Source organism: Colwellia sp. MB02u-10, assembly GCF_014077185.1.
Classification (GTDB): Bacteria; Pseudomonadota; Gammaproteobacteria; order Enterobacterales; family Alteromonadaceae; genus Cognaticolwellia.
Genome location: NZ_JACGVK010000074.1, coordinates 101,972 through 122,528 on the forward strand (window position 1 = coordinate 101,972; position 20,557 = coordinate 122,528).

The following is a 20,557-nucleotide window of genomic DNA, read 5'->3' on the forward strand; positions in this document are numbered from 1 at the left end:
ACAGTGGTTAGTAAAATAGCTTTCAGCTATCAGCTTTCAGTTAAAAGTAACAACTGTGAGTTTGTTTTTTCTGTTAGGTTTTTTTTGCATTAAGTTATGCGTTCGCTTGCCCAATGTAGGTTGGACTTTAGTCCATCAGGTTAAATGAAATTTAACTGGTTTTGGTGTAAATGGTGAGCGAAAAAATAATAGCGCACAGCAGATTTTTTTGACCCCCTAGTGTTAATCATCCGCTGAACGGTTGACCAATGTAGGTTGGACTTTAGTCCATCAGGTTAAATGAAATTTAACTGGTTTTGGTATAAATGGTGAGCGAAAAAAATAATAGCGCGCTGCAGATTTTTTTGATCCCTAGTGTTAATCATTAAGCTACACGATTGTCGGACTGAAGTCCGACCTACAAAGGGCCAAAAAATGCCAATAAAAAAGAGTTTTTATTGAGATAAAATAAGTAGGGGGGGATGGTGATTACAATTATAATTCAATTAAGCACATGATTGGATGTGCATAATATTTGAACAATGTTACTTGATTAGTCAATATGTACTCCAACTTGAAGTAGCACAGCTATTAGCAAAGCTTAATCACGGAAGATGCAGGTTCTTGCTGTTTTACAAATAGCTAATACGGCAGGGTGGCTGACTTTACGCTCGGCCGAAATCGCATAAAATCTATGTTTTACATCATCAGTTTGGCCAATAACTTGCACACCAAAGTTCTGACAGACCTCATCGGCTATTGCTGTTGGCATAAAGAAAACACCAAGACCTCGTTGGCCGAATGACTTTAATAAAGCACTGTCATCAAACTGGCCAACAACATTAGGAAATATTTTTTGCTTATGTATCCACTGATCAAATAACTGCCTGATGCCAAATTGTGTTGTGGGTAATAACATTGGCGCGTGGTGCAGAGATTTTGGAAAGTTTGGTGCTAAGTTTTCTTTCAATTCAGGAACGCCAAAAAACGTCAAGCCAGATTCGCCAAGGTAATGATTAAAAACACTAGTTCCCAAGGTATTGTTAGTCGGAGCATCACTGATAACCATGTCTAATTTGTGCATAGATAGGTCAGCCAATAGACCTAAAACAGGACCTTCTGTGCTGATTAAGTTAAGACCGCCAGGTATCAGCAATGCCGGTTCAATAATTTTACAGACAATAGTTTTAGGAAGCGAACTGGCGACACCGACCATAAACTCAGTCTGGTTACATGAAGCAGAACTTCGCATTACACCACCGAGCTCATGGCCTAATTTGAAAATTTCATCAGCGTATTTCAGCGCGGTTCTACCCGGCTCTGTTAACACCAAATTTCTCCCCTGTTTTTCAAACAAGGCGCAGCCCATGCGAGCCTCTAATAGCGAGAGTTGGCCACTAATGGTATGAGGTGTTATATGTAAGCGTTTACTTGCCTTAGCTATACTGCCTTCATGTGCTACAGCCCAGAAGTAACGCAAATGTTTATAGTTAATAAGCTCAGACAAAAGTAAAACACCTCAAGGCTTTTAATAGTGAAAATTGCAATGTAACAGCGCGATGACAAAGATATTGTCAATTTAACAATAATTTATACTAAGGCTTTTATATTGCAACGTTTTAATTTTTATCACCGCCATATTTTCTTAACAAAATATGGCGGTTACTAAGACCTTAAATGATATAAAACGAACTATTAGAAAATATATATTAAATAGTTTGCGTTAATTTCTCCTTTAAAAGTCCTAGTATGACGCTAACTTTTTCTCAACATAAAGCATTATTTATGGCTTATGTTGACGATTCGATTCAGTACACCTAAGGTTTTTTCTCCGCCATTATAGTGCTCAAAAAGACGGTGAAAATGCTAGCTAAAATCATTTCATTGTAGCAATAATCACGAATCTACTGGTGCTAGGTCTTTTAAATAACGTTGACCATTTTCAACATAGTGCATAGCCGATTTAGTGAACATTTCTTGGGTTGACTCATCAAGCACTTTAATGACTTTAGCCGGCGAGCCTAAAACGAGATGCCCGTCCGGCACTTGCATGTTCTCAGTAACCAAGCTGTTAGCGCCAATTAAGCAATTTTTGCCAATGTTAGCCCCATTGAGTACCACCGCATTCATGCCCACTAGGGTATTATCTCCTATGGTACAACCATGCAACATCACTTTGTGGCCCACAGTAACATTGCGCCCTACGGTCATTGGGAATTGAGCGTCAACATGTAAAATTGAACCGTCTTGAATATTGGTATTCTCACCAATGTTAATGCTGGCAACATCAGCACGAATAACCACGTTAAACCAAATGCTAGTATTTTCGCCTAGGGTAACGTCGCCTATTAGTGTGGCATTGGGGGCTATAAAATTACTCTTATTTAACTTGGGTACTAAGTCAGCTAATCGATAAATCATCTGTTTTTCCTTTTTTCGAATTTATGCCTTTATATTAATCTATTCCCGTTAGAGAGCAAATTAGACTTTTAAGTGATAGTTATAATGCTTAAGTTATACTAAAAATAACCCATCTTGATGTATGAAGATTAAGCAATTAATGGTAAAACATTACAAGTAGTTAGTAATAATAATAATTTTAACGTCCAGTCGGATGAGATACTTAGCAAATAAACTCAACACATAAGAACATGTACTGAGTTTATTATTAGGTGTTCTATGTCTAAATAAAGGTGATATATGATTATTGGTATACCGAAAGAAACATTGTCAGGTGAAAACCGAGTCGCTAGTGCGCCAACCGCGGTAGTGTCATTACTCAAGCTTGGTTTTGAGGTGAAAATACAAAAAGGTTGTGGTACTAAAGCAAGCTTTACGGATCAAGAATTTGTTGATGCCGGTGCCAGTGTTACGGTTAAGAAAGATGTTTGGCAGTCTGATATTATCTTTAAAGTAAACCCTCCTACGCTTGACGAAATTGCTGCAATGAAGGAGGGGGCTTATCTCGTTGGTTTTATTGCTCCTGCACAAAATGAGGATATTTTAGCGGCGTTAAAAGATAAAAAAATTACCACCTTAGCCATGGAGATGGTGCCAAGAATGACCCGCAGTCAATCAATGGATGCGTTAAGTTCGATGGCCAATATTGCTGGTTATCGTGCCGTTATTGAAGCAACACATCAGTTTGGCCGTTTTTTAACCGGGCAAATAACTGCTGCTGGTAAAATGCCACCCGCTAAAGTCATGATTATTGGTGCCGGTGTCGCCGGTTTAGCTGCCATAGGTACAGCAAGCAGCTTAGGGGCGATTGTGCGAGCATTCGACACCCGACCTGAAGTTAAAGAACAAATAGAAAGCATGGGTGCTGAATTTCTTGAGCTTGATTACGAAGAGCCGGAAGACACAGGCTCTGGTGATGGTTACGCAAAAGAGATGAGCAAAGCTTTTATTGATGCAGAAATGGCCTTGTTTGCTGAGCAAGCAAAAGATGTTGATATCATTATTACCACCGCTATGATCCCAGGCAAACCCGCGCCTAAGCTTATTACAACCGCAATGGTTGAATCGATGAAAACGGGCAGTATTATTGTTGATTTAGCGGCAGCTGGCGGCGGTAATTGTGAATTAACCCAAGCAGGTAAAGTCGTTAATGAAAAAGGTGTGAAAATAATTGGTTACACCGATCTGGTTTCTCGCTTACCGAATCAGGCATCACAGTTATATGCGAATAATTTAGTCAGCTTAGCAAAACTCTTGTGCAAAGAAAAAGACGGTACGCTTAATATTAATTTTGACGATGTCGTTATTCGCAATATGACCGTTGTTAAAGCAAATGAAATTACTTTTCCACCGCCGGCTATTCAGGTCAGTGCTGCGCCTGTTAAACCTAAAGCTGAAGTAGTTAAAGCGCCTGAGGTTAAAGTTAAAGAACCGGTGAGCCCAGTTAAAAAATATAGCCTGATGGCTGCTGGTGCTTTACTTTTTGCTTGGGTTGCCAGTGTTGCTCCTGCAGATTTTCTTTCTCATTTTACCGTCTTTGTTTTGGCCTGTGTTATTGGTTACAACGTGGTGTGGAATGTTAGTCATTCGCTGCATACACCCCTGATGAGTGTAACCAATGCCATCTCTGGCATTATCATTGTTGGCGCAATTCTACAGGTGGGCAATAGTAATCCACTAATACAAGTGCTCGCCGGTGTCGCAATACTTATTGCCACTATCAACATTGTTGGTGGCTTTGTTGTCACTAAACGTATGTTAAAAATGTTTAGAAAATAAGGGACACTTTAATGGAATTTTCTCAAGGTTTAATCAGTGCAGCTTACATTATTGCTGCGTTATTGTTCATTTTTAGCTTGGCAGGACTCAGTAAACAACAAACGGCTGAAACAGGTAATTGGTATGGTATTGTCGGTATGGCCATCGCGCTTATTGCGACTATTGCCGATCCTCGTGTCGACAATGTTTGGATTATTTTAGTGACTATGGTGATTGGCGCTATCATTGGCCTGCGGCTAGCGAAAAAAGTTGAAATGACCCAAATGCCAGAGTTAGTGGCAATACTGCACAGTTTTGTTGGTTTAGCGGCGGTATTAGTTGGCTTTAATAGCTATTTTGAAATGGACCATTCGGTAATGACTACCTTTAGTGACAGTAAGCAAATGGAGGATAATATTCATTTAGTGGAAGTGTTTCTTGGGGTATTTATTGGCTCGGTCACCTTTACCGGTTCAATTGTCGCGTTTGCCAAGTTGCGAGGTATTATTAACTCGGCCGCACTCATGTTACCTCAGCGACATAAGTTAAATTTAGTGGCGGGCATCATAGCCATTATTTTGCTAGTGACTTTTGTTCAACAAGGTGGTGGTGATAACACATTATATCTGTTGACCTTTATTGCCTTAGTTTTTGGTTGGCATTTAGTCGCCTCCATTGGTGGTGCAGATATGCCAGTGGTGGTGTCTATGCTCAATTCTTACTCAGGCTGGGCAGCGGCAGCGGCAGGTTTCATGCTTAATAATGATTTGTTAATTGTTACCGGCGCATTAGTGGGTTCATCAGGGGCTATTCTTTCTTACATTATGTGTAAAGCCATGAACCGCTCTTTTATCAGTGTTATCGCTGGGGGTTTTGGTACCAATGTCGTTATAGACACAGAGACTGATTATGGCGACCACATTGAAATTAACGCAGAATCGGTAGCCGATATGTTGAATGGTGCAAAGTCGGTTATTATTACGCCAGGTTACGGTATGGCAGTTGCGCAAGCACAATATCCGGTTTATGAAATGACTCAAGCTTTAAAAGCTAAAGGTATTGATGTGCGCTTTGCTATTCACCCGGTGGCAGGACGCTTACCTGGGCATATGAATGTGTTATTAGCCGAAGCTAAAGTGCCTTACGATATTGTGCTTAGCATGGATGAAATTAATGATGACTTTGCTAAAACTGATGTGGTTTTAGTCATAGGTGCAAACGATACGGTAAACCCAGCAGCGGCTGAAGATCCCACTAGCCCGATTGCGGGCATGCCGGTACTAGAAGTTTGGCACGCGAAAAATGTTATTGTTTTTAAGCGCTCAATGAACACAGGTTATGCTGGCGTACAAAATCCATTGTTTTTTAAAGACAACACTCAAATGTTGTTTGGCGATGCAAAAGACTCGGTTGAACAAATATTTAAGGCTTTGTAATTTGCTAGATTAAAGCGTCAATAAACAAGTGATGTTAAAAATGCCGATAAGCGATTGTCGGCATTTTTTATGGATACTACCCAGTTCCAACAACATAAAATATTCACTGTACGGTAAATCAACATAGGTGTAGACACCCCCAAAAAACATCGAAAATAAAAGGCTACATGAAAGCTTGATAATGTCTATGATTCGGTAATATCGAGCTAATCAATAAAGAATTACATGAGGCGTTAGCTTGTGAACAATATCAACTATCCTGATAGCAATTATGGTTTGAAATAGCTTATCAAAAAAATGAATCAATACCTTTCTAAAAGTCAGTACATTAGTAATCTAATCACAGGTAAAAATCTAATGCACAAATGGTAACGTTATTTTGACTATCTTGGTAAGTGGATCACGCACTAGTGGTAGGTTTTAACGGAATATACAATAATTATACACTTTCCTAGAAGTAAAAAAAAAGCCTGCATAAGCAGACTTTATTAAAAGTTAATAGCGTTATTCCATATTGTCTAGAACTTCATCAGTTGATGTTTTGACGATTACTGAGGTTACAATTGTACGTTCACCAATTGATGTTAAGTCTAGTTTAAATTCAAAGTTAACACCTCGGGCGAAACTTGGGTTGCTAGTTTTAATCTCATTTAGTGAACTGTCGTAATGAATAAATGTGTCATTTACATTTACAAGCGTATCACCGTTAGATAATGTCAGCTCAATTTTAGTATTGTCTGCTACTTCACCAGTGTGCTCAATTAAGCCATAGTAAAAGCCATTTCCAGTATCTTCGCTGTAAAAAGTTAAGTCCATGTCGCCACTTGATTGATCGTTAGTTGCATCAGACAATGAGCGAAAATCAATATTCCAGTCTCTTGGGTTGCCGTCTACCGCTAATACATCAGTTGTATTGATTGGTTGTATGATAACTATTTCTGGTAGTGCGTAAGAGCCAGAAGATGATCTTACAGAAACAAAGCCGCTTTCATTCAGAGTGCCGACAAATGATACACCTGTTGTTAATTGGCTACCCGTTACATAGATAGTGCCATCAGCCATCACATCAATAGTTTTTAGTACATAATCACTGTCTTGGCTAAAGAAAACTTTAATGTCACCTGTTTTAACATTGATACGCTCAAGTACAACATCATCAGAAGCATAGTAATCCATTCTAACCATATTATTTTCAAGAAATTGATATGTATTAGAACTTTCAGCAAATTCGCCAGAGCGATAAATATATTCACCAAAAGTTGTTAAAGAATCCGCAACACCTATCTTATACGTCTTTTCATTAGCAAGTTCAGGGGGAATATTGTATTGACCACCAGCAAAAGAATTAAGGTTATATTTAGTAAAGTTGGAGAAAGTTTTATTGTCCCAATCAATGCTTAATAAATTAAAATTACTGTCTTGATAATAAACATCACCATCTACAATAACTTGCTCTAAAGGTAAGTCATTGATGCATGTAGTGCCACCAAAACCACTCGCACTTTTATTGGTGAATTCTACTTTTGCTTTAATACTTGGTAAGCCATCGCTTCCTGTAATAATTTGGTAAGCAGAGCAAGTAGCGGTATTATTAAAATCATATAAATACGTGTTACCATCAAAACTATGAATAATTTTATCACTAAGCATCACACGACCAGTGTTTAATTGATCGGCCATTAGCGAGTTCATATCATAGCGAGCTTGTGTCTCAGTGCTAACAGCAAAGATATCATCAGATGCAGTATTGTAATCATTGTTAGCAGCATAGAGGATAAACTTACCATCTGCAGTGATTGTCCAACCAGCTACTATGTCAGTAATTTCCGTAGCAGTAATTGTTTCAGCATCGGCTGATGGTTTAGAGATTACGTGAACAGTATCATCATCATCTAAAAATAATTGACCGTCCTTGCCCTCTGTAGCACCTACATTCAAATATTTTGATTCAAACCCATCATCACGACCAAAAATAGCATCAATACCTCTAATACCTAACGTATTTTCTAAAGAAAATAACCGACCCGTTTGATTATGAAATAAATATGGGGTTGCATTAGGAGACCCTGGTTCTTCTACATGAAAATAGATAATTTTATAGTTAGCTGTGATTTCATCAATATGTACAATATTAAGTGAGCCACGTTCATTGTCATCACCATTACTGTCTTGAACAGTGATAACTTCGATTGTACCGTCTTTTAATATTTTATAAGCTGTGTTTGTATCAAATACAGCAGAGTTTGTATTGGAAGTAGTAGATGCTGCTGATGTGTTTTGAGCAGGAGTATCACCAGTGATAAAAAAGCCTTGAGCGTTACTTAAATCAAGAGAGTAAATTGCTGTAGTTGTATCAATTGGTGGTGTTACAACCGAAATAGCAGGTGATGAATTTTCACCGCCGCCACCACAAGCCGTCAATGAGCTGATAATCGCTACGCTTAGAAGTGTTTTTAAAATTGCTTTAATTTGCATAAATACGCCTTTATTTTTAAGTTAAGAGTTAATTACATTATGGATACGTGTTTCCATCCTTAGTTGTAATTGTACCGATAACTAAAGTTACTGCAGAAAATTAGGGTTGTCATAAGCGGTTGATTTTCAGCTATAAGCAGCTCCATTTTTTCATTTACCTTAATTGTTGTGAGTGATAGCGAAGCAACTGAATAGTCACGTTATAGACCATAGTTCTCACCAACGGCGCATTATTGATCAACAGATAATTACAAGTAAAGAAAAAGTGATTATATAAGAAAATAATCATCTCAATTTAAGTTTACAAGGTACTTACAGCTTTAATTTTACTTGATATGTCTTGCTATATAGTCAATTTTATATTTAATTAATCTTGACAATGTAAGGTGGATATCTACCAAGGTTATAACTACGATATCCACAGATATTGTGGATAAAATTTGTCATAGGATGCTAAGTAACTGTGCTATCTCAATCCACAATATGAAATTATCAAAGTTAAATTTAATATATAGTAACTTCTTTTGTTCAGGCCGCTTACGACTACTTTATGTCATATCAATAAATTACATGGGATAAAAATACGCCGACTAAGAGAGTTTTGAAGCGGTTAAACAATACCTACAGTATATTGAACAAGGTGGGTTTACTTAATGTTTTCCTTCAAATCAGAGCCAAAAAATGCCCTTTGTGAAGTGTCCAACTTTATGAGGTTACTTCATACCAAGGCCCGCCATCTGACATAAATACTTGTGGAAATGAATAAACTGACTTTCTGTGAAGGTTATGAATAAAAACTATATTCTGAAAAAATTCGAATTGTGCTGGGCGATGATTGATATTTTCAAGAACAGCCATTGACTTAATCCTACTTTAATAATGTGTCTATAGAAATCAAGTAAAGTAGTAATGGGTATGATTAAAATTCTTACCGTATCTAAAAACTGACCTTAGCTACAAGGTTACTAGTCATAAACTACTTTTTACGATACGAGTGGCCATTGGCATTTTTTTTAGTCGCTATGCTAGTGATAAAGTTATATATATCGTAGACAATTTTGTTAAGCTACTGAAGATAAAGTTATTACTCAGTGCATTTTTAGTCAATCAATCGCTTCAGTTGTCTTATCGATTAATGATTAACCTGCGTTGATGCTTTGGTACTCAATTTTTAAGCGATAGCTAATAGTTATCTTACTAGCGTTATCGAATAACAATATTTTATCTACATAATAAAAAGTTTTCTTCCAACAACAAACAATTAATAGCAAATTTAATATAGCTAAACATAAGCAGAGTGAATAATTTTCGCCTATCCAAGCTGCGCTATTACTAACCATAGAACCTTCGGAGAATAATGTGGTAGAACCAAGTGTAATTGCACCCAGTGTCATTGAATTATGGGTAGGCACTATTAACGGTTATTTATGGGGCAGTATTTTAATTTATCTGCTGAGTGCTTGCGGGATCTGGTTTACTTTTCGTTTGAAAGGGCTACAAATCACGCGGTTTTTTCACATGTTTACTATTTTAAAAACCAGTCGTAAAAGCTCTAGCCAAGGTATTTCTTCTTTTCAAGCACTGTGCACATCGTTGGCGGCGCGGGTGGGTACGGGCAACTTAATGGGCGTAGCCGTGGCTATTTCACTGGGTGGTGCCGGTGCTGTTTTTTGGATGTGGTTGATTGCTTTAGTCGGTATGGCAACAGCATTCGCTGAAAGTGCTTTAGGGCAGCTCTATAAAGAACGCGACAGCTTGGGTAATTTTCGTGGTGGCCCCGCGTATTATATGAGTAAAGGTTTAAAGAATAAAAAATTAGCTATTACCTTTTCACTTTGTTTGTTTTTTGGTTATGGTTTTGTCTTTAGTGCTGTGCAGGCGAATTCTATTACCAGTGCATTTAATGGCTCGTACGGTTTTAATCCACTTTACACCGGTATCGTTATTACGATTGCCGCAGGTTTTATTATTTTTGGCGGACTAAAAAATATTGCTCGTTTTGCTGAGCTCACGGTGCCTTTTATGGGTTTACTTTATTTACTGGTTTGCTGTACTGTTATTGGCTTGAATATCGAAAAAGTGCCGATGATTATTAGTGATATTTTCGCATCCGCCTTAGGTTTAAAAGAAGCCGGTAGTGGTCTGGTGGGGGCGGCGATAGTGCAAGGGGTTAAACGTGGTTTGTATTCTAATGAAGCGGGTATGGGTAGCGCGCCCAATGCTGCCGCTGCTGCAGAGCCTTTTCCTCCGCATCCTGTTTCACAAGGTTATATTCAAATGTTGGCGGTGTTTTTTGACACGATTGTCATATGTTCATGTACGGCAATTTTGATCTTACTTTTTAAAGATACTGGCAGCCAAGCACAAGGCATTCAATTAACGCAACAAGCTCTTAGCCATCAAGTAGGGGCTTGGGGCAGCGACTTTATTACTATCGCTATATTGCTGTTTGCCTTTACCTCGATAGTGGCAAATTTCGCCTATGCCGATAATAATTTAAAGTATTTAAATATGGATAACTTCCTCGGACGATGGTTTTTACGTATTGGTTTTCTGTTGATGTTGGTCTTTGGCTCTGTAGCGACCTTACCTGAAGTGATTGCTTTAGCCGACTTATCGACAGGACTAATGACCATTTTTAATGTTACGGCGTTATTTATGCTTTCTAAAGTGGTGGTGCAAATAACCAAAGATTATCACCGCCAACAAGATAAAGGCCTATTACCGACTTACCAGCCTGATGAAGAGGAGCAACAACGCTTTAATTTAACCCAAGGCATTTGGAATAAAAAGTAGCCGATAAAATTGGTATTGATTTAATACAAGCAAGTGCTAATAAAGCTGCTATACTGCGCGACTTAATATTTTGGCGTACTGCTTTAAGGCAGGTGCGTTTTTACGATAATACAGAAATGGTGATGTGATGAGTGTGGATGCAATAGGTTTATCGGCTAATTTACTAAAAGCGGTAAAAGCATGCGGTTATAAAAATTTAACGCCGATTCAACAACAAGCTATTCCTGTTATTCGTACCGGTGTTGATGTTTTAGCCAGTGCTCAAACAGGGACCGGGAAAACAGCGGCTTTTACTTTGCCTATTCTTGATAGTTTAGCGAAAAAAGTGAAGCCTAATGTTGATGGATTTGACACCACAACGACTGTTAAGGCACTCATTTTAACGCCAACACGTGAGTTAGCGGCACAAATTTCAAAAAATGTAAAAACCTATGGTGAGTTTTTACCTTTGCGCTCGGGTGTCGTTTTTGGTGGTGTTAATATGCCACCACAAACTAAAATGCTTAAAACGGGTGTCGATGTGTTAGTGGCAACACCAGGACGTTTAATTGAGCATCTTGAACAACGCAACTTAGATTTGTCTCAAGTGCAGTTTCTTGTGCTTGATGAAGCAGACCGTATGCTTGATATGGGTTTTTATAACGACATAGAACGTATTGTGGCAATGATCAAGGCAAAACATCAAACCTTGATGTTTTCTGCGACATTTTCAAATAAAGTTAAAACGTTAGCAAAGAAAATTCTGAAAACACCAAGAACCATTGAAGTAGCACGTCAAAACTCTACCTCAGGTAAAGTAAAGCAATCGGTTTATTGGGTTTCTGAAACCCGTAAAGCTGAGCTATTGTCGGAGCTTATTGGGGTTAATAATTGGCAGCAAGTGTTAGTTTTTGCTGGTACGAAAGAAAGTGCGAATATTTTAGCGAATGAGCTCAAACTTGACGGTATAAAAACTGCTTTATGTCATGGTGATAAAACTCAAGGTGCGCGTAATAAAGCACTAGAGCAATTTGTTGATGGCAGTGTTCGGGTTTTAGTCGCTACTGATGTTGCTGCGCGTGGCCTTGATATTGCTAATTTACCCTATGTGGTTAACTATCATTTACCTTTCTTGCCTGAAGATTATGTACATCGTATTGGTCGCACAGGCCGAGCAGGTAAATCAGGTACAGCTATATCATTAGTTAGCCCTAAAGATGAGCAGTTTCTTGATAATATTGAAGCCTTAATTGAGCGTAAATTTGAGCGTATTGTCGTACCGGGTTATGAATTAGACCGACCTTTACCTGCACATTATGACGCCAAAGAAGACGCGCCATTAAAGAAAAGCCGTTATAAAGCTACACAAGATAAGAATCAATTACTGGCGCGTAAAAAGGCTGAAGCCACACCAGCAGCTAAGCGCAGAGCAAAAGAGAAAACTAAAACTCAAAAAAATGCTCCAGTAAGTAAAACAGCAAATAAAAGACGTAAATAGTCTTTTTAAATGCTTTGCTCATAACGCAGGTTAGTATTTATGCAGTTTGATAACACTGATATTGACGTACCTTTTAACTATCGACATCACTGCTGGTTTTGTGCTGAACCAGCAGGGCATTCTTTCACTTTTCCTCATTCAGAGCATTTAGTTTTTGACTGCTCGCATGATCCATTGACTTTACCTAGTTGTGCAGAATGCGCGCGTGCGGCCAACCAAGCCGAAGTACGCAGCATTTGGCAAGTTGAAAAAAGTGTCAAAGTTTATCTAATTGAAAAGTATCGTAAAGACCTCGCCATTGGACTTAATTGGACACAAGACGAATTAGCCAATGCTGGCTTTGAAGAGGGTAGCTTTGCAGGCTTTCAAAAAAGCGCTTGGTTTATGTATGAAGTAGCAAGAGACAGAGTGAATTTTCAGGGCTGGCCGTTAGTGCTTAATGGCATTGAAATGGTTAATGAAGAGCTAGAGCGAGAGTTTTGCTTTGACGGAGTGAGTTATCCGGGTATCGATCAGGCAATGGAACATTATAGTGTTAATTTTGCACTTGATTTGGCGTTCTTACGCCGAGTAATAGCAAAGGTTGGCCCAAAAAGTTTTGCCAAAGCTGTGAGGTTTTGCCGCTTATATGTGGGTGCAACACCCAATGAAAAGTCACTTGCGTTACGTGAATTTAGTTAATAGCTTTATTACTATTATTACTCAGGTAGTACTGAGTTTATAGTGAGTATCAGTTAAACCCTCAACCTCAATCTTTCCACTTTAAGCTGAACGATTAAAATACTTAGGTTAGCCTTTGGAAGCGAGATTAAACTTTTGTGGCATATTCATTTTTTGTGAATATAGCGCCTGGTCCGCACGTAGAAAGAAACTGGTTACATCGTCAACTGTGTTCATAAAAGCTAAGCCTAGACTACTAGTTACATTGTACTTTGCTAATAATATATCTTGCGACATTGTGTGGTAAATTCTTTGCTCGATGACGGTTAACGATGATTTACTAGCATCAGTGACGATAATCGAAAATTCATCACCACCAAAGCGGAAAACATAGTCAGTATCTCGAACACTTTGTTGTAATGCCTTGGCAAAATGTATTAAAACGTTATCGCCTATAGCGTGACCAAAGGAGTCGTTAACGGCTTTGAACTTGTTTAAATCACAAAAAATCAAACCGACACGAGTCTGTCCACGATTTGCTTGAGCCATGGCGCGTTTAATTTGTTCGTTAAAACTACGTCGATTACCTAACTGAGTTAAACTATCTTGCATCGCTAATTGCATTGCTTGGTGATATTGCACCGCATTATTTAAAGGGTTGATTAATAACTCATGTAGTTCAGTCAAGACTTTATCATTAGTCATACTGATGGGGATGTTAACTGCATAAGTGATTATGCCAAAAAATTGACCATTGAGTTTTAACTCAAACTGACGTTCTGCTTTAGCCTGTCGGCTGTCTTTGGTCGTCGCATTTATATTAGGGTGTTTAAAATAAATACCTGAAAAATCAATGTACTTTGCCACTTCAAACGCAAAGATATTGATAAGTTCTTTTACATCTAACGTGGTTTGTAATTGCTTAAGTAAGGCTAAATTACGTTGACTCTGTTGTTCACTTTGTTGAAACAATGTGAAAGCATTAAATTTAGAGTTAGGCTGATCAACAATATTCACTGTAGACATACTTTTCCTTGCTAATTTTGACGTTAAACTTTTATTTTTATATCCGTAATTATCTTAAAGCAAAAATCATACCTACTATGTAAATTAACAAATAATTTATTGATGGTTTAATGATAATTTAATGGCTATTGTCAATTTACGTCGTTTATAGTCATAGCTAGTTGATGCGATTGTAAAGAAAAAACAAAATTAAATATTAAGTTAAGTAACCGTTTTTAAGCGTTTTTTTATAAAAATATAATAAAATACTTTAGACAAAACAGCCTGCACAAGGCTACACTTAGCAAGCAAATGCGATGTAAACGCTTTCAGTTTGTTTTATTTTGCGTTTCATAGCAGCCTCATTTGAATGTACTGGTGAATATACCAATAATGTCATGGGTATTAATTATAATTTCAACCAGTGCAATTCTGCAACTTTCAGTTTCATCACCTTTGAAGGAATACATGTGACAGGTCACCTTGAATTACTCGCTATATTGTCCAGTGCCGTTTTAATTGTTTGGCTTTTTCGACGTTTGCAATTGCCGGCGATTTTGGCGTATTTAGTGGCAGGTGTGCTGGTGGGTGACCATGGTTTAGCTATCGCTCAAGATCATGTTAATTATGAACATTTTGCTGAACTCGGTATTGTATTTCTACTGTTCACCCTTGGGCTTGAATTTTCATTACCTAAACTAGTTTCTATGCGGCATCTGGTGGTTACCGTGGGTAGCTTACAAGTGATTATTTCACTTGTGTTATTTATGTTGGTGGCGATGTTTTTAGGGCAAAGCTTAGATGCGGCAATCACCATTGGCGGTATATTAGCACTTTCTTCTACCGCTATTGTTATTCGCCAGTTAAGTGAAAGCGGTGGCATGAAGAAAAAGTCAGGGCAATTATCTGTGGCAGTGCTGCTGTTTCAAGATGTTGCTGTGGTGCCATTGTTAATTATTATCCCTTTATTAGCCCAAGGTGGCGATTCTTCTTTTATTATGGCGTTATTGTTTGCACTAGTTAAAGGCGTATTTGTTGTTTCACTCTTATTATTCGCTGGTAAATGGTTATTACCTAGATTATTCAATTTAGTGGCTCAAGTTAGAACCGATGAATTATTCGTATTAACCACATTACTCGTGACCTTAGTGGCATCAGCATTAACACAGTGGTTTGGCCTTTCGATGGCGTTAGGAGCATTTTTAGCGGGTATGATGTTAGGAGAGAGCCAATATAAACATCAGCTTGAAGCTGACATTAGACCCTATCGTGATATTTTACTGGGTTTGTTTTTTGTTACTGTTGGCATGAAGCTCAATATCAATGTTGTTTTTTCCTCTCCTTTGATCATTATTTCGCTGCTAGTCTGTTTTATGGCGATTAAAGTGCTGGTGATCGTTTTACTAGCAAAACGTGCTGGAGAGTCTTCTAAAGATGCTTGGGCTGCCGGTATTATGTTGGCACAAATGGGTGAATTCGGTTTTGTTTTAATTGCGTTAGCTAGCCAAGTTGAAGTGTTACCTGAAACCACGGCATCTATCTTACTAGGTACGGGTGTACTGAGTATGGCAATAACGCCCTATATGATCAGTCATGCGCGCGGCTGGGCACTTTGGTTGAGCCGTGAAAAACCACTGGACAGCCAAGCGTTAGAAGAATTACCTCAAAGTACCACACTCAGTGACCATGTTATTATTTGTGGCTTTGGCCGTATTGGACAAACCGTTAGTCGCTTCTTAAAGCAAGAGTCGATTGACTTTGTCGCTATTGATATTGACCCCTTACGGACAAGCAAAGCAAGAGAAGCGGGCGAAAACGTGCTTTTTGGCTCTTCTAGGCAGGCTGAATTATTGCATGCTGCACAGTTATCAAAAGCTAAGCTGGTTGTTATCGCTTTTGGTGAAGATAAACAATCACTTGATGTTATTCAAAAAGTACGTTCTTTATCGCCTAACGTGCCTATTTTAGTGCGTACCCGCAACGACGATCAGTTAGACGAATTACATGCGGCGGGTGCAAATGAAGTGGTTCCAGAGAGCCTAGAAGGCAGTTTAATGCTAGTGTCTCAAGTTTTGTCATTATCAGGCGTGCCTTTTTCTAGAATTGTTCGCCGTGTGCAAAAAGAGCGTAAGAACCACTACAATCATTTGCATGGCTTCTTTCAAGGCGAACATACTGATATGAGCCCTGATAGTATTGACCGTATTGAATTTGCGCATGCGATTATATTAGCCGATGATTCTTTTGCTAATGGCCATTCAATTGCTTCATTAAAACTAGATGAGCGCCGTGTTATTGTTGTCGCATTACGTCGCAATAACATTGAAAGCGAAGAGCCTGACGTTGATACGATATTACAATCACAAGATACCTTAATTGTGCGGGGCAAACCCAGACGGGTAGAGCGAGCTGAACGTTTTGTCCAAGAAGGGCATTAGCTTATTTGACGGTAGTAATGAGTTATTAATTAAAAAGCCTGTTCAAGGCTTTTTGATTAATATGGCTTAGATATCAAGAAATTGGCGAATTTTAGTTTCTTGCTCAAGTGCGTCATTAAAGCCGAGGTTTATTAACTCCTTACAATAATTTTTTTCAAACAATAAGTAGCTAACTAAGCTAGATTCCGCGTCATTGTTAATCCCCATGCTACGTAATAATAGTCGAATCGACAAAGGCAGTTTATCGTAATATTTCACCGCAATATTGTTAAAGTCATGACTCGGGTTGAGCAGATAGGATTCAATGTTTTTTAAACCGGAAATGTTTTTTTTCTTTGCATCTGGAATTAGCGATAAGGTATTGTTAACCCTCTCCATGCGTTCAATATCACTTTGCAGGGTATCTGAGAAAACAGAATCAAGTAAATGACTTGCGATTGCCGCTGTTGTTGGTGGATGTGGGTTATTTTCAACCGCATGAAGTGGTTCTTTTGGTTGCTCGACACCAACAATAAATATTTTTTCTGCTCCTAAGTGGATAGCAGGACTTAACGGAGACAACTGGTGAACTGAACCATCGCCTAAATGATGGCGTTGTATTTTTTCTGACGGAAAAACTAACGGAATGGCGGCTGATGCCATTAGATGTTGGCTGTTTAATTGTGTAGGCTCGCCCCGTCGCTTTGCTCTAAACCAAGGCGAAATAGACGCTTCTGATTGAAAGAAACTAATCGAGTCACCGCTGGAATAACTTGATGCTGTCACCGATACTGCGGAGAGATAACCGCGTCTAATATTGGTATCTATTCGGCTAAAATCTACTACGGTTTCAAGCAGTTGCCTAAGCGGCGCGTTGTTTAATAAGCTTCGGGCACTTTTATTGGCATAATCTGCCTGAAAGTTACCTACAACACCACCGATTAAATGACTAAACACACGCATGGGATCTGTATGATAAATTCTTTCAGGATCGAGGTTTTTCCAGATCCACTCCAACTTTTTGACCGCCAATTGAAAACATGAGGCATAACAAGCTAACGCAGTTGAGTTGATAGCACCTGCTGAAGTACCACAAATGATTGGAAAAGGCACACCATGACTGCGTGGCATAAATTTAGCTATCGCAGACAAAACACCGACCTGATAGGCGGCACGTGCGCCTCCACCGGTTAATACTAAAGCGTTATTACTGTTGATGTAGCTACGTTTATTCGTCATTAATTAAACCGATGTTATTAAAGTCGAGCGTGATTTTAATCAGTTTTCTATAGGGTGGCTAGTTGAAATGAATAATATTTTCTTGTCAGTGCAGGTTAATAGAAAAAAGGCCAGCAAATGCTAGCCTTTTAATGACATAAGAATTATTGACTAGTAAAACATTGAACTTATAGCCATTGAAATAAAACATTTCTCATGTATTTAATTCAATAGCTATTATCTTGAGTATATGACTACAGGAAAATAAACTGCTAACCACCAACCCGTTCGTTTGCAGCGTCGATTAATGGTTGCGATCCATGTTGAATAAGGGTTAGGTTTTCAGAAACAACGCCCCTTGGTAATTTACTAATCATCAAAGAGCCTGTTTCAACTGACCCCCTGGTAGCAGCAAATTCTAACAAGTTTTGACCGTTACATTTAATCTCTGAAAAGATATCGCGAATTCTTAATCTATGTGCCTTTAAGAATGAACGCATACGTCTTTTGTCGTCTGCAGCAACATACTCACATATACTTAGTGCAATGTCAGCAGCTTGCGCTTTCGGCGTTGATACAATTGACGCCATTGTTAAAGCAGCAATGGTAGTAACTAGTAATAATTTTTTCATTTTAATAACCTTTTATAAAACAAATAGAGTTAATAAAAGAAAAACCACAAGATGTACCTAATAACACGGAGACTCCGCTGTCATAGATAAAGAGAGTATTATCCTTAGACCGGTGGTTTTGCGTAACACGTTTTCGCGTATTTTGCCTTTTCTTTGTTAGTGTAATTATCACTAAAGTCGTAGTTAATTGCAACCCAAGGGTTACAATTTATGGGTATTTAACAGCTAGTTGACTTAATTGTTTTACAAATGGCGACTTTACAAGCTTTACCTATAACGTTACTGATTTTGAAGCGATTTTTATTGGAATTTAAGACATTAAGTCAAAAGTTCTAGCCGTTATCTACAATAGCTATCGTGTGCAACTAATGCCTTGCTTGACGTCAGTTTGGCAGTATAAACCTGGTGAGTTTTGTGCAGAGAGAGCAAGTTAGAGGCATGGCCGTAATAACTATCTCACTAATTTTTTGATCATTTACCAAGTTAAAGCAACCCTCTACTGCGTTATTTACTTAATAATTAGAGCGACTAGTTATTAAATAAATGTCTTGTATTTTTCTGCTTGTTCTTCATATAGAGAAGAACAGTTAATTGATACAATGGATGAAGTGCTATTTTTGGCTTAAATCGTGATAAATAATTAAATATTAATATTTTTCATATATCAATATAAGTGATGACAACAAGAGTGACTTCAGCTAACTCTAAATCGAATACAAAAAGGGGGCCGCAGCCCCTCAGTTTATATATTGTCATTCATTATCAACTGCTGGTTATCGCTTTATAATTGCATCTCAGGTACGTCGCCTTCAACAACAAGTTCACCTTCAGTTAATGATATTATTTCTGCGACCGACACGCCAGGTGCACGCTCTAATAAGTAAAATTTGCCATTTTTTATTTCAATAAAAGCCAGATCAGTTAACACTCTTTTAATACAGCCTTTACCGGTTAACGGCAGTGTACAATTACTTAACAACTTAGACACACCATGCTTAGAGGCGTGGGTCATGGTCACAATAATATTGTCTGCACCGGCGACTAAATCCATCGCACCGCCCATACCTTTAATTAACTTACCAGGGATCATGTAAGAGGCAATATTACCATTTACATCAACCTCAAAGGCGCCTAAAACGGTTAAATCAACGTGACCGCCTCTGATCATGGCAAATGATTCTGCTGAGTCAAAAATTGATGCGCCTTTTGCCATCGTCACTGTTTGTTTACCCGCATTGATCAGATCGGCGTCAATTTCTGCTTCGGTGGGAAATTGTCCCATGCCTAGTAAGCCGTTTTCAGACTGCAGCATGACTTCGATCCCTTCGGGAATATAGTTTGCCACTAAGGTTGGAATACCTATACCTAAGTTAACGTAGTAACCGTCTTGTAATTCTTGTGCTACCCGCTGTGCTAGTTGTTCTCTTGTTAAAGCCATAAATTACTCCTTACTAACACTGATTATTCTGAGTCGCTACGAACAGTGCGCTGTTCAATGCGTTTTTCGAATGTACCTAAGATTAAGCGATTAACATAAATGCCTGGCGTATGAATGTGATCAGGGTCTAATTCGCCTGGCTCCACAATCTCTTCTACTTCTACTACGGTTATTTTACCTGCGGTTGCCGCCATAGGATTGAAGTTACGCGCGGTTTTTCTAAACACTAAGTTGCCATAACGATCGGCTTTCCACGCTTTTACAATAGCAAAATCGCCTTTAATTGCCGGTTCTAAAATATAATGCCGACCGTCAAATTCACGTTCTTCTTTGCCTTCGGCTACTGGTGTGCCATAGCCTGTAGCCGTAAAAAAAGCTGGAATACCAGCACCGCCAGCACGCATTTTTTCTGCTAAAGTGCCTTGTGGTGTCAATTCAACTTCGAGCTCACCGTTCATCATCTGACGTTCGAACTCAGCATTTTCACCAACGTAAGAGGCGATAATTTTTTTGATTTGACGGTCAGGCAGTAAAATGCCGAGACCAAAATCGTCTACACCGCAGTTATTTGAAACCAGGGTTAAGCCTTTAGTACCTTTACGCTGAATTTCGCGTATTAAATTTTCAGGAATACCACATAAACCAAAACCACCAGCAATTACGGTCATATTGTCTTCAAGACCAGCCATTGCTTCTTCATAGCTTGACACTACTTTGTCAAATCCTGCCATTATTTGCTCCTCAATATTAATGTTTAATTTATATTTTATTCGCTGATGTAGGTAATGCTCACGATCAACGCCAGG

General features: G+C 38.5%; 15 protein-coding genes and 1 riboswitch. Of the genes, 6 read left to right on the forward strand and 9 right to left on the reverse strand.

Features of this window, described 5'->3' with window-relative positions; genetic code table 11:
- Window positions 1-580: 580 nt before the first annotated feature.
- On the reverse strand, window positions 581-1,486 hold the full coding sequence (gene nhaR / locus H4J59_RS02825) for a transcriptional activator NhaR (protein WP_182136383.1): 906 nt from the start codon (window positions 1,484-1,486) through the stop codon (window positions 581-583).
- A gap of 389 nt (window positions 1,487-1,875) precedes the next feature.
- Window positions 1,876-2,400, reverse strand: coding sequence for a gamma carbonic anhydrase family protein (locus tag H4J59_RS02830; RefSeq protein ID WP_182236618.1), 525 nt, complete (start codon window positions 2,398-2,400; stop codon window positions 1,876-1,878).
- Between the two features lie 279 nt (window positions 2,401-2,679).
- Here H4J59_RS02830 and H4J59_RS02835 point away from each other — a divergent pair, with 279 nt between their 5' ends.
- Together H4J59_RS02835 and pntB are read left to right on the forward strand one after the other, a co-directional pair.
- The gene (locus tag H4J59_RS02835; RefSeq protein ID WP_182236620.1) at window positions 2,680-4,218 is read left to right on the forward strand and encodes a Re/Si-specific NAD(P)(+) transhydrogenase subunit alpha; all 1,539 of its coding nucleotides are present in this window, start codon (window positions 2,680-2,682) and stop codon (window positions 4,216-4,218) included.
- A gap of 11 nt (window positions 4,219-4,229) precedes the next feature.
- The gene (pntB, locus tag H4J59_RS02840; RefSeq protein WP_182236622.1) at window positions 4,230-5,633 is read left to right on the forward strand and encodes a Re/Si-specific NAD(P)(+) transhydrogenase subunit beta; all 1,404 of its coding nucleotides are present in this window, start codon (window positions 4,230-4,232) and stop codon (window positions 5,631-5,633) included.
- Window positions 5,634-6,137: 504 nt separating this feature from the next.
- Here the strand turns inward: pntB and H4J59_RS02845 are convergent.
- Both H4J59_RS02845 and H4J59_RS02850 read right to left on the reverse strand, forming a co-directional pair.
- Window positions 6,138-8,108 (reverse strand): hypothetical protein, encoded by a 1,971-nt coding sequence (locus tag H4J59_RS02845; protein WP_182236624.1) that lies wholly within the window; start codon window positions 8,106-8,108, stop codon window positions 6,138-6,140.
- A gap of 705 nt (window positions 8,109-8,813) precedes the next feature.
- On the reverse strand, window positions 8,814-8,966 hold the full coding sequence (locus H4J59_RS02850) for a hypothetical protein (protein ID WP_182236626.1): 153 nt from the start codon (window positions 8,964-8,966) through the stop codon (window positions 8,814-8,816).
- A gap of 501 nt (window positions 8,967-9,467) precedes the next feature.
- Between H4J59_RS02850 and H4J59_RS02855 the strand changes: the two genes are divergently transcribed.
- From H4J59_RS02855 to H4J59_RS02865, 3 genes are all read left to right on the forward strand, one after another.
- Window positions 9,468-10,904: an alanine/glycine:cation symporter family protein gene (locus tag H4J59_RS02855; protein WP_310650050.1), complete on the forward strand. Its 1,437-nt coding sequence runs from the start codon at window positions 9,468-9,470 to the stop codon at window positions 10,902-10,904.
- Window positions 10,905-11,031: 127 nt separating this feature from the next.
- Complete coding sequence (locus tag H4J59_RS02860) at window positions 11,032-12,381, forward strand: DEAD/DEAH box helicase (protein WP_182236628.1); 1,350 nt, start codon at window positions 11,032-11,034, stop codon at window positions 12,379-12,381.
- 39 nt (window positions 12,382-12,420) lie between these two features.
- The gene (locus H4J59_RS02865; protein ID WP_182236630.1) at window positions 12,421-13,062 is read left to right on the forward strand and encodes a hypothetical protein; all 642 of its coding nucleotides are present in this window, start codon (window positions 12,421-12,423) and stop codon (window positions 13,060-13,062) included.
- A gap of 108 nt (window positions 13,063-13,170) precedes the next feature.
- Here the strand turns inward: H4J59_RS02865 and H4J59_RS02870 are convergent, their stop codons facing one another.
- Window positions 13,171-14,067: a GGDEF domain-containing protein gene (locus H4J59_RS02870; protein WP_182236632.1), complete on the reverse strand. Its 897-nt coding sequence runs from the start codon at window positions 14,065-14,067 to the stop codon at window positions 13,171-13,173.
- A gap of 449 nt (window positions 14,068-14,516) precedes the next feature.
- Between H4J59_RS02870 and H4J59_RS02875 the strand changes: the two genes are divergently transcribed.
- Window positions 14,517-16,484 (forward strand): cation:proton antiporter, encoded by a 1,968-nt coding sequence (locus tag H4J59_RS02875; protein WP_310733153.1) that lies wholly within the window; start codon window positions 14,517-14,519, stop codon window positions 16,482-16,484.
- Window positions 16,485-16,550: 66 nt separating this feature from the next.
- Here the strand turns inward: H4J59_RS02875 and H4J59_RS02880 are convergent, their stop codons facing one another.
- The 4 genes from H4J59_RS02880 to H4J59_RS02895 all read right to left on the reverse strand — a co-directional run bounded on the left by H4J59_RS02880 (window position 16,551) and on the right by H4J59_RS02895 (window position 20,482).
- The gene (locus H4J59_RS02880; RefSeq protein WP_182236634.1) at window positions 16,551-17,702 is read right to left on the reverse strand and encodes a patatin-like phospholipase family protein; all 1,152 of its coding nucleotides are present in this window, start codon (window positions 17,700-17,702) and stop codon (window positions 16,551-16,553) included.
- Window positions 17,703-17,953: 251 nt separating this feature from the next.
- Window positions 17,954-18,313, reverse strand: coding sequence for a DUF3718 domain-containing protein (locus H4J59_RS02885; protein ID WP_182236636.1), 360 nt, complete (start codon window positions 18,311-18,313; stop codon window positions 17,954-17,956).
- A gap of 64 nt (window positions 18,314-18,377) precedes the next feature.
- Window positions 18,378-18,470: riboswitch (cyclic di-GMP riboswitch) on the reverse strand.
- Window positions 18,471-19,094: 624 nt separating this feature from the next.
- On the reverse strand, window positions 19,095-19,751 hold the full coding sequence (locus H4J59_RS02890) for a 3-oxoacid CoA-transferase subunit B (protein ID WP_182136391.1): 657 nt from the start codon (window positions 19,749-19,751) through the stop codon (window positions 19,095-19,097).
- 23 nt (window positions 19,752-19,774) lie between these two features.
- The gene (locus H4J59_RS02895; protein ID WP_182194993.1) at window positions 19,775-20,482 is read right to left on the reverse strand and encodes a CoA transferase subunit A; all 708 of its coding nucleotides are present in this window, start codon (window positions 20,480-20,482) and stop codon (window positions 19,775-19,777) included.
- Window positions 20,483-20,557 lie beyond the last annotated feature (75 nt).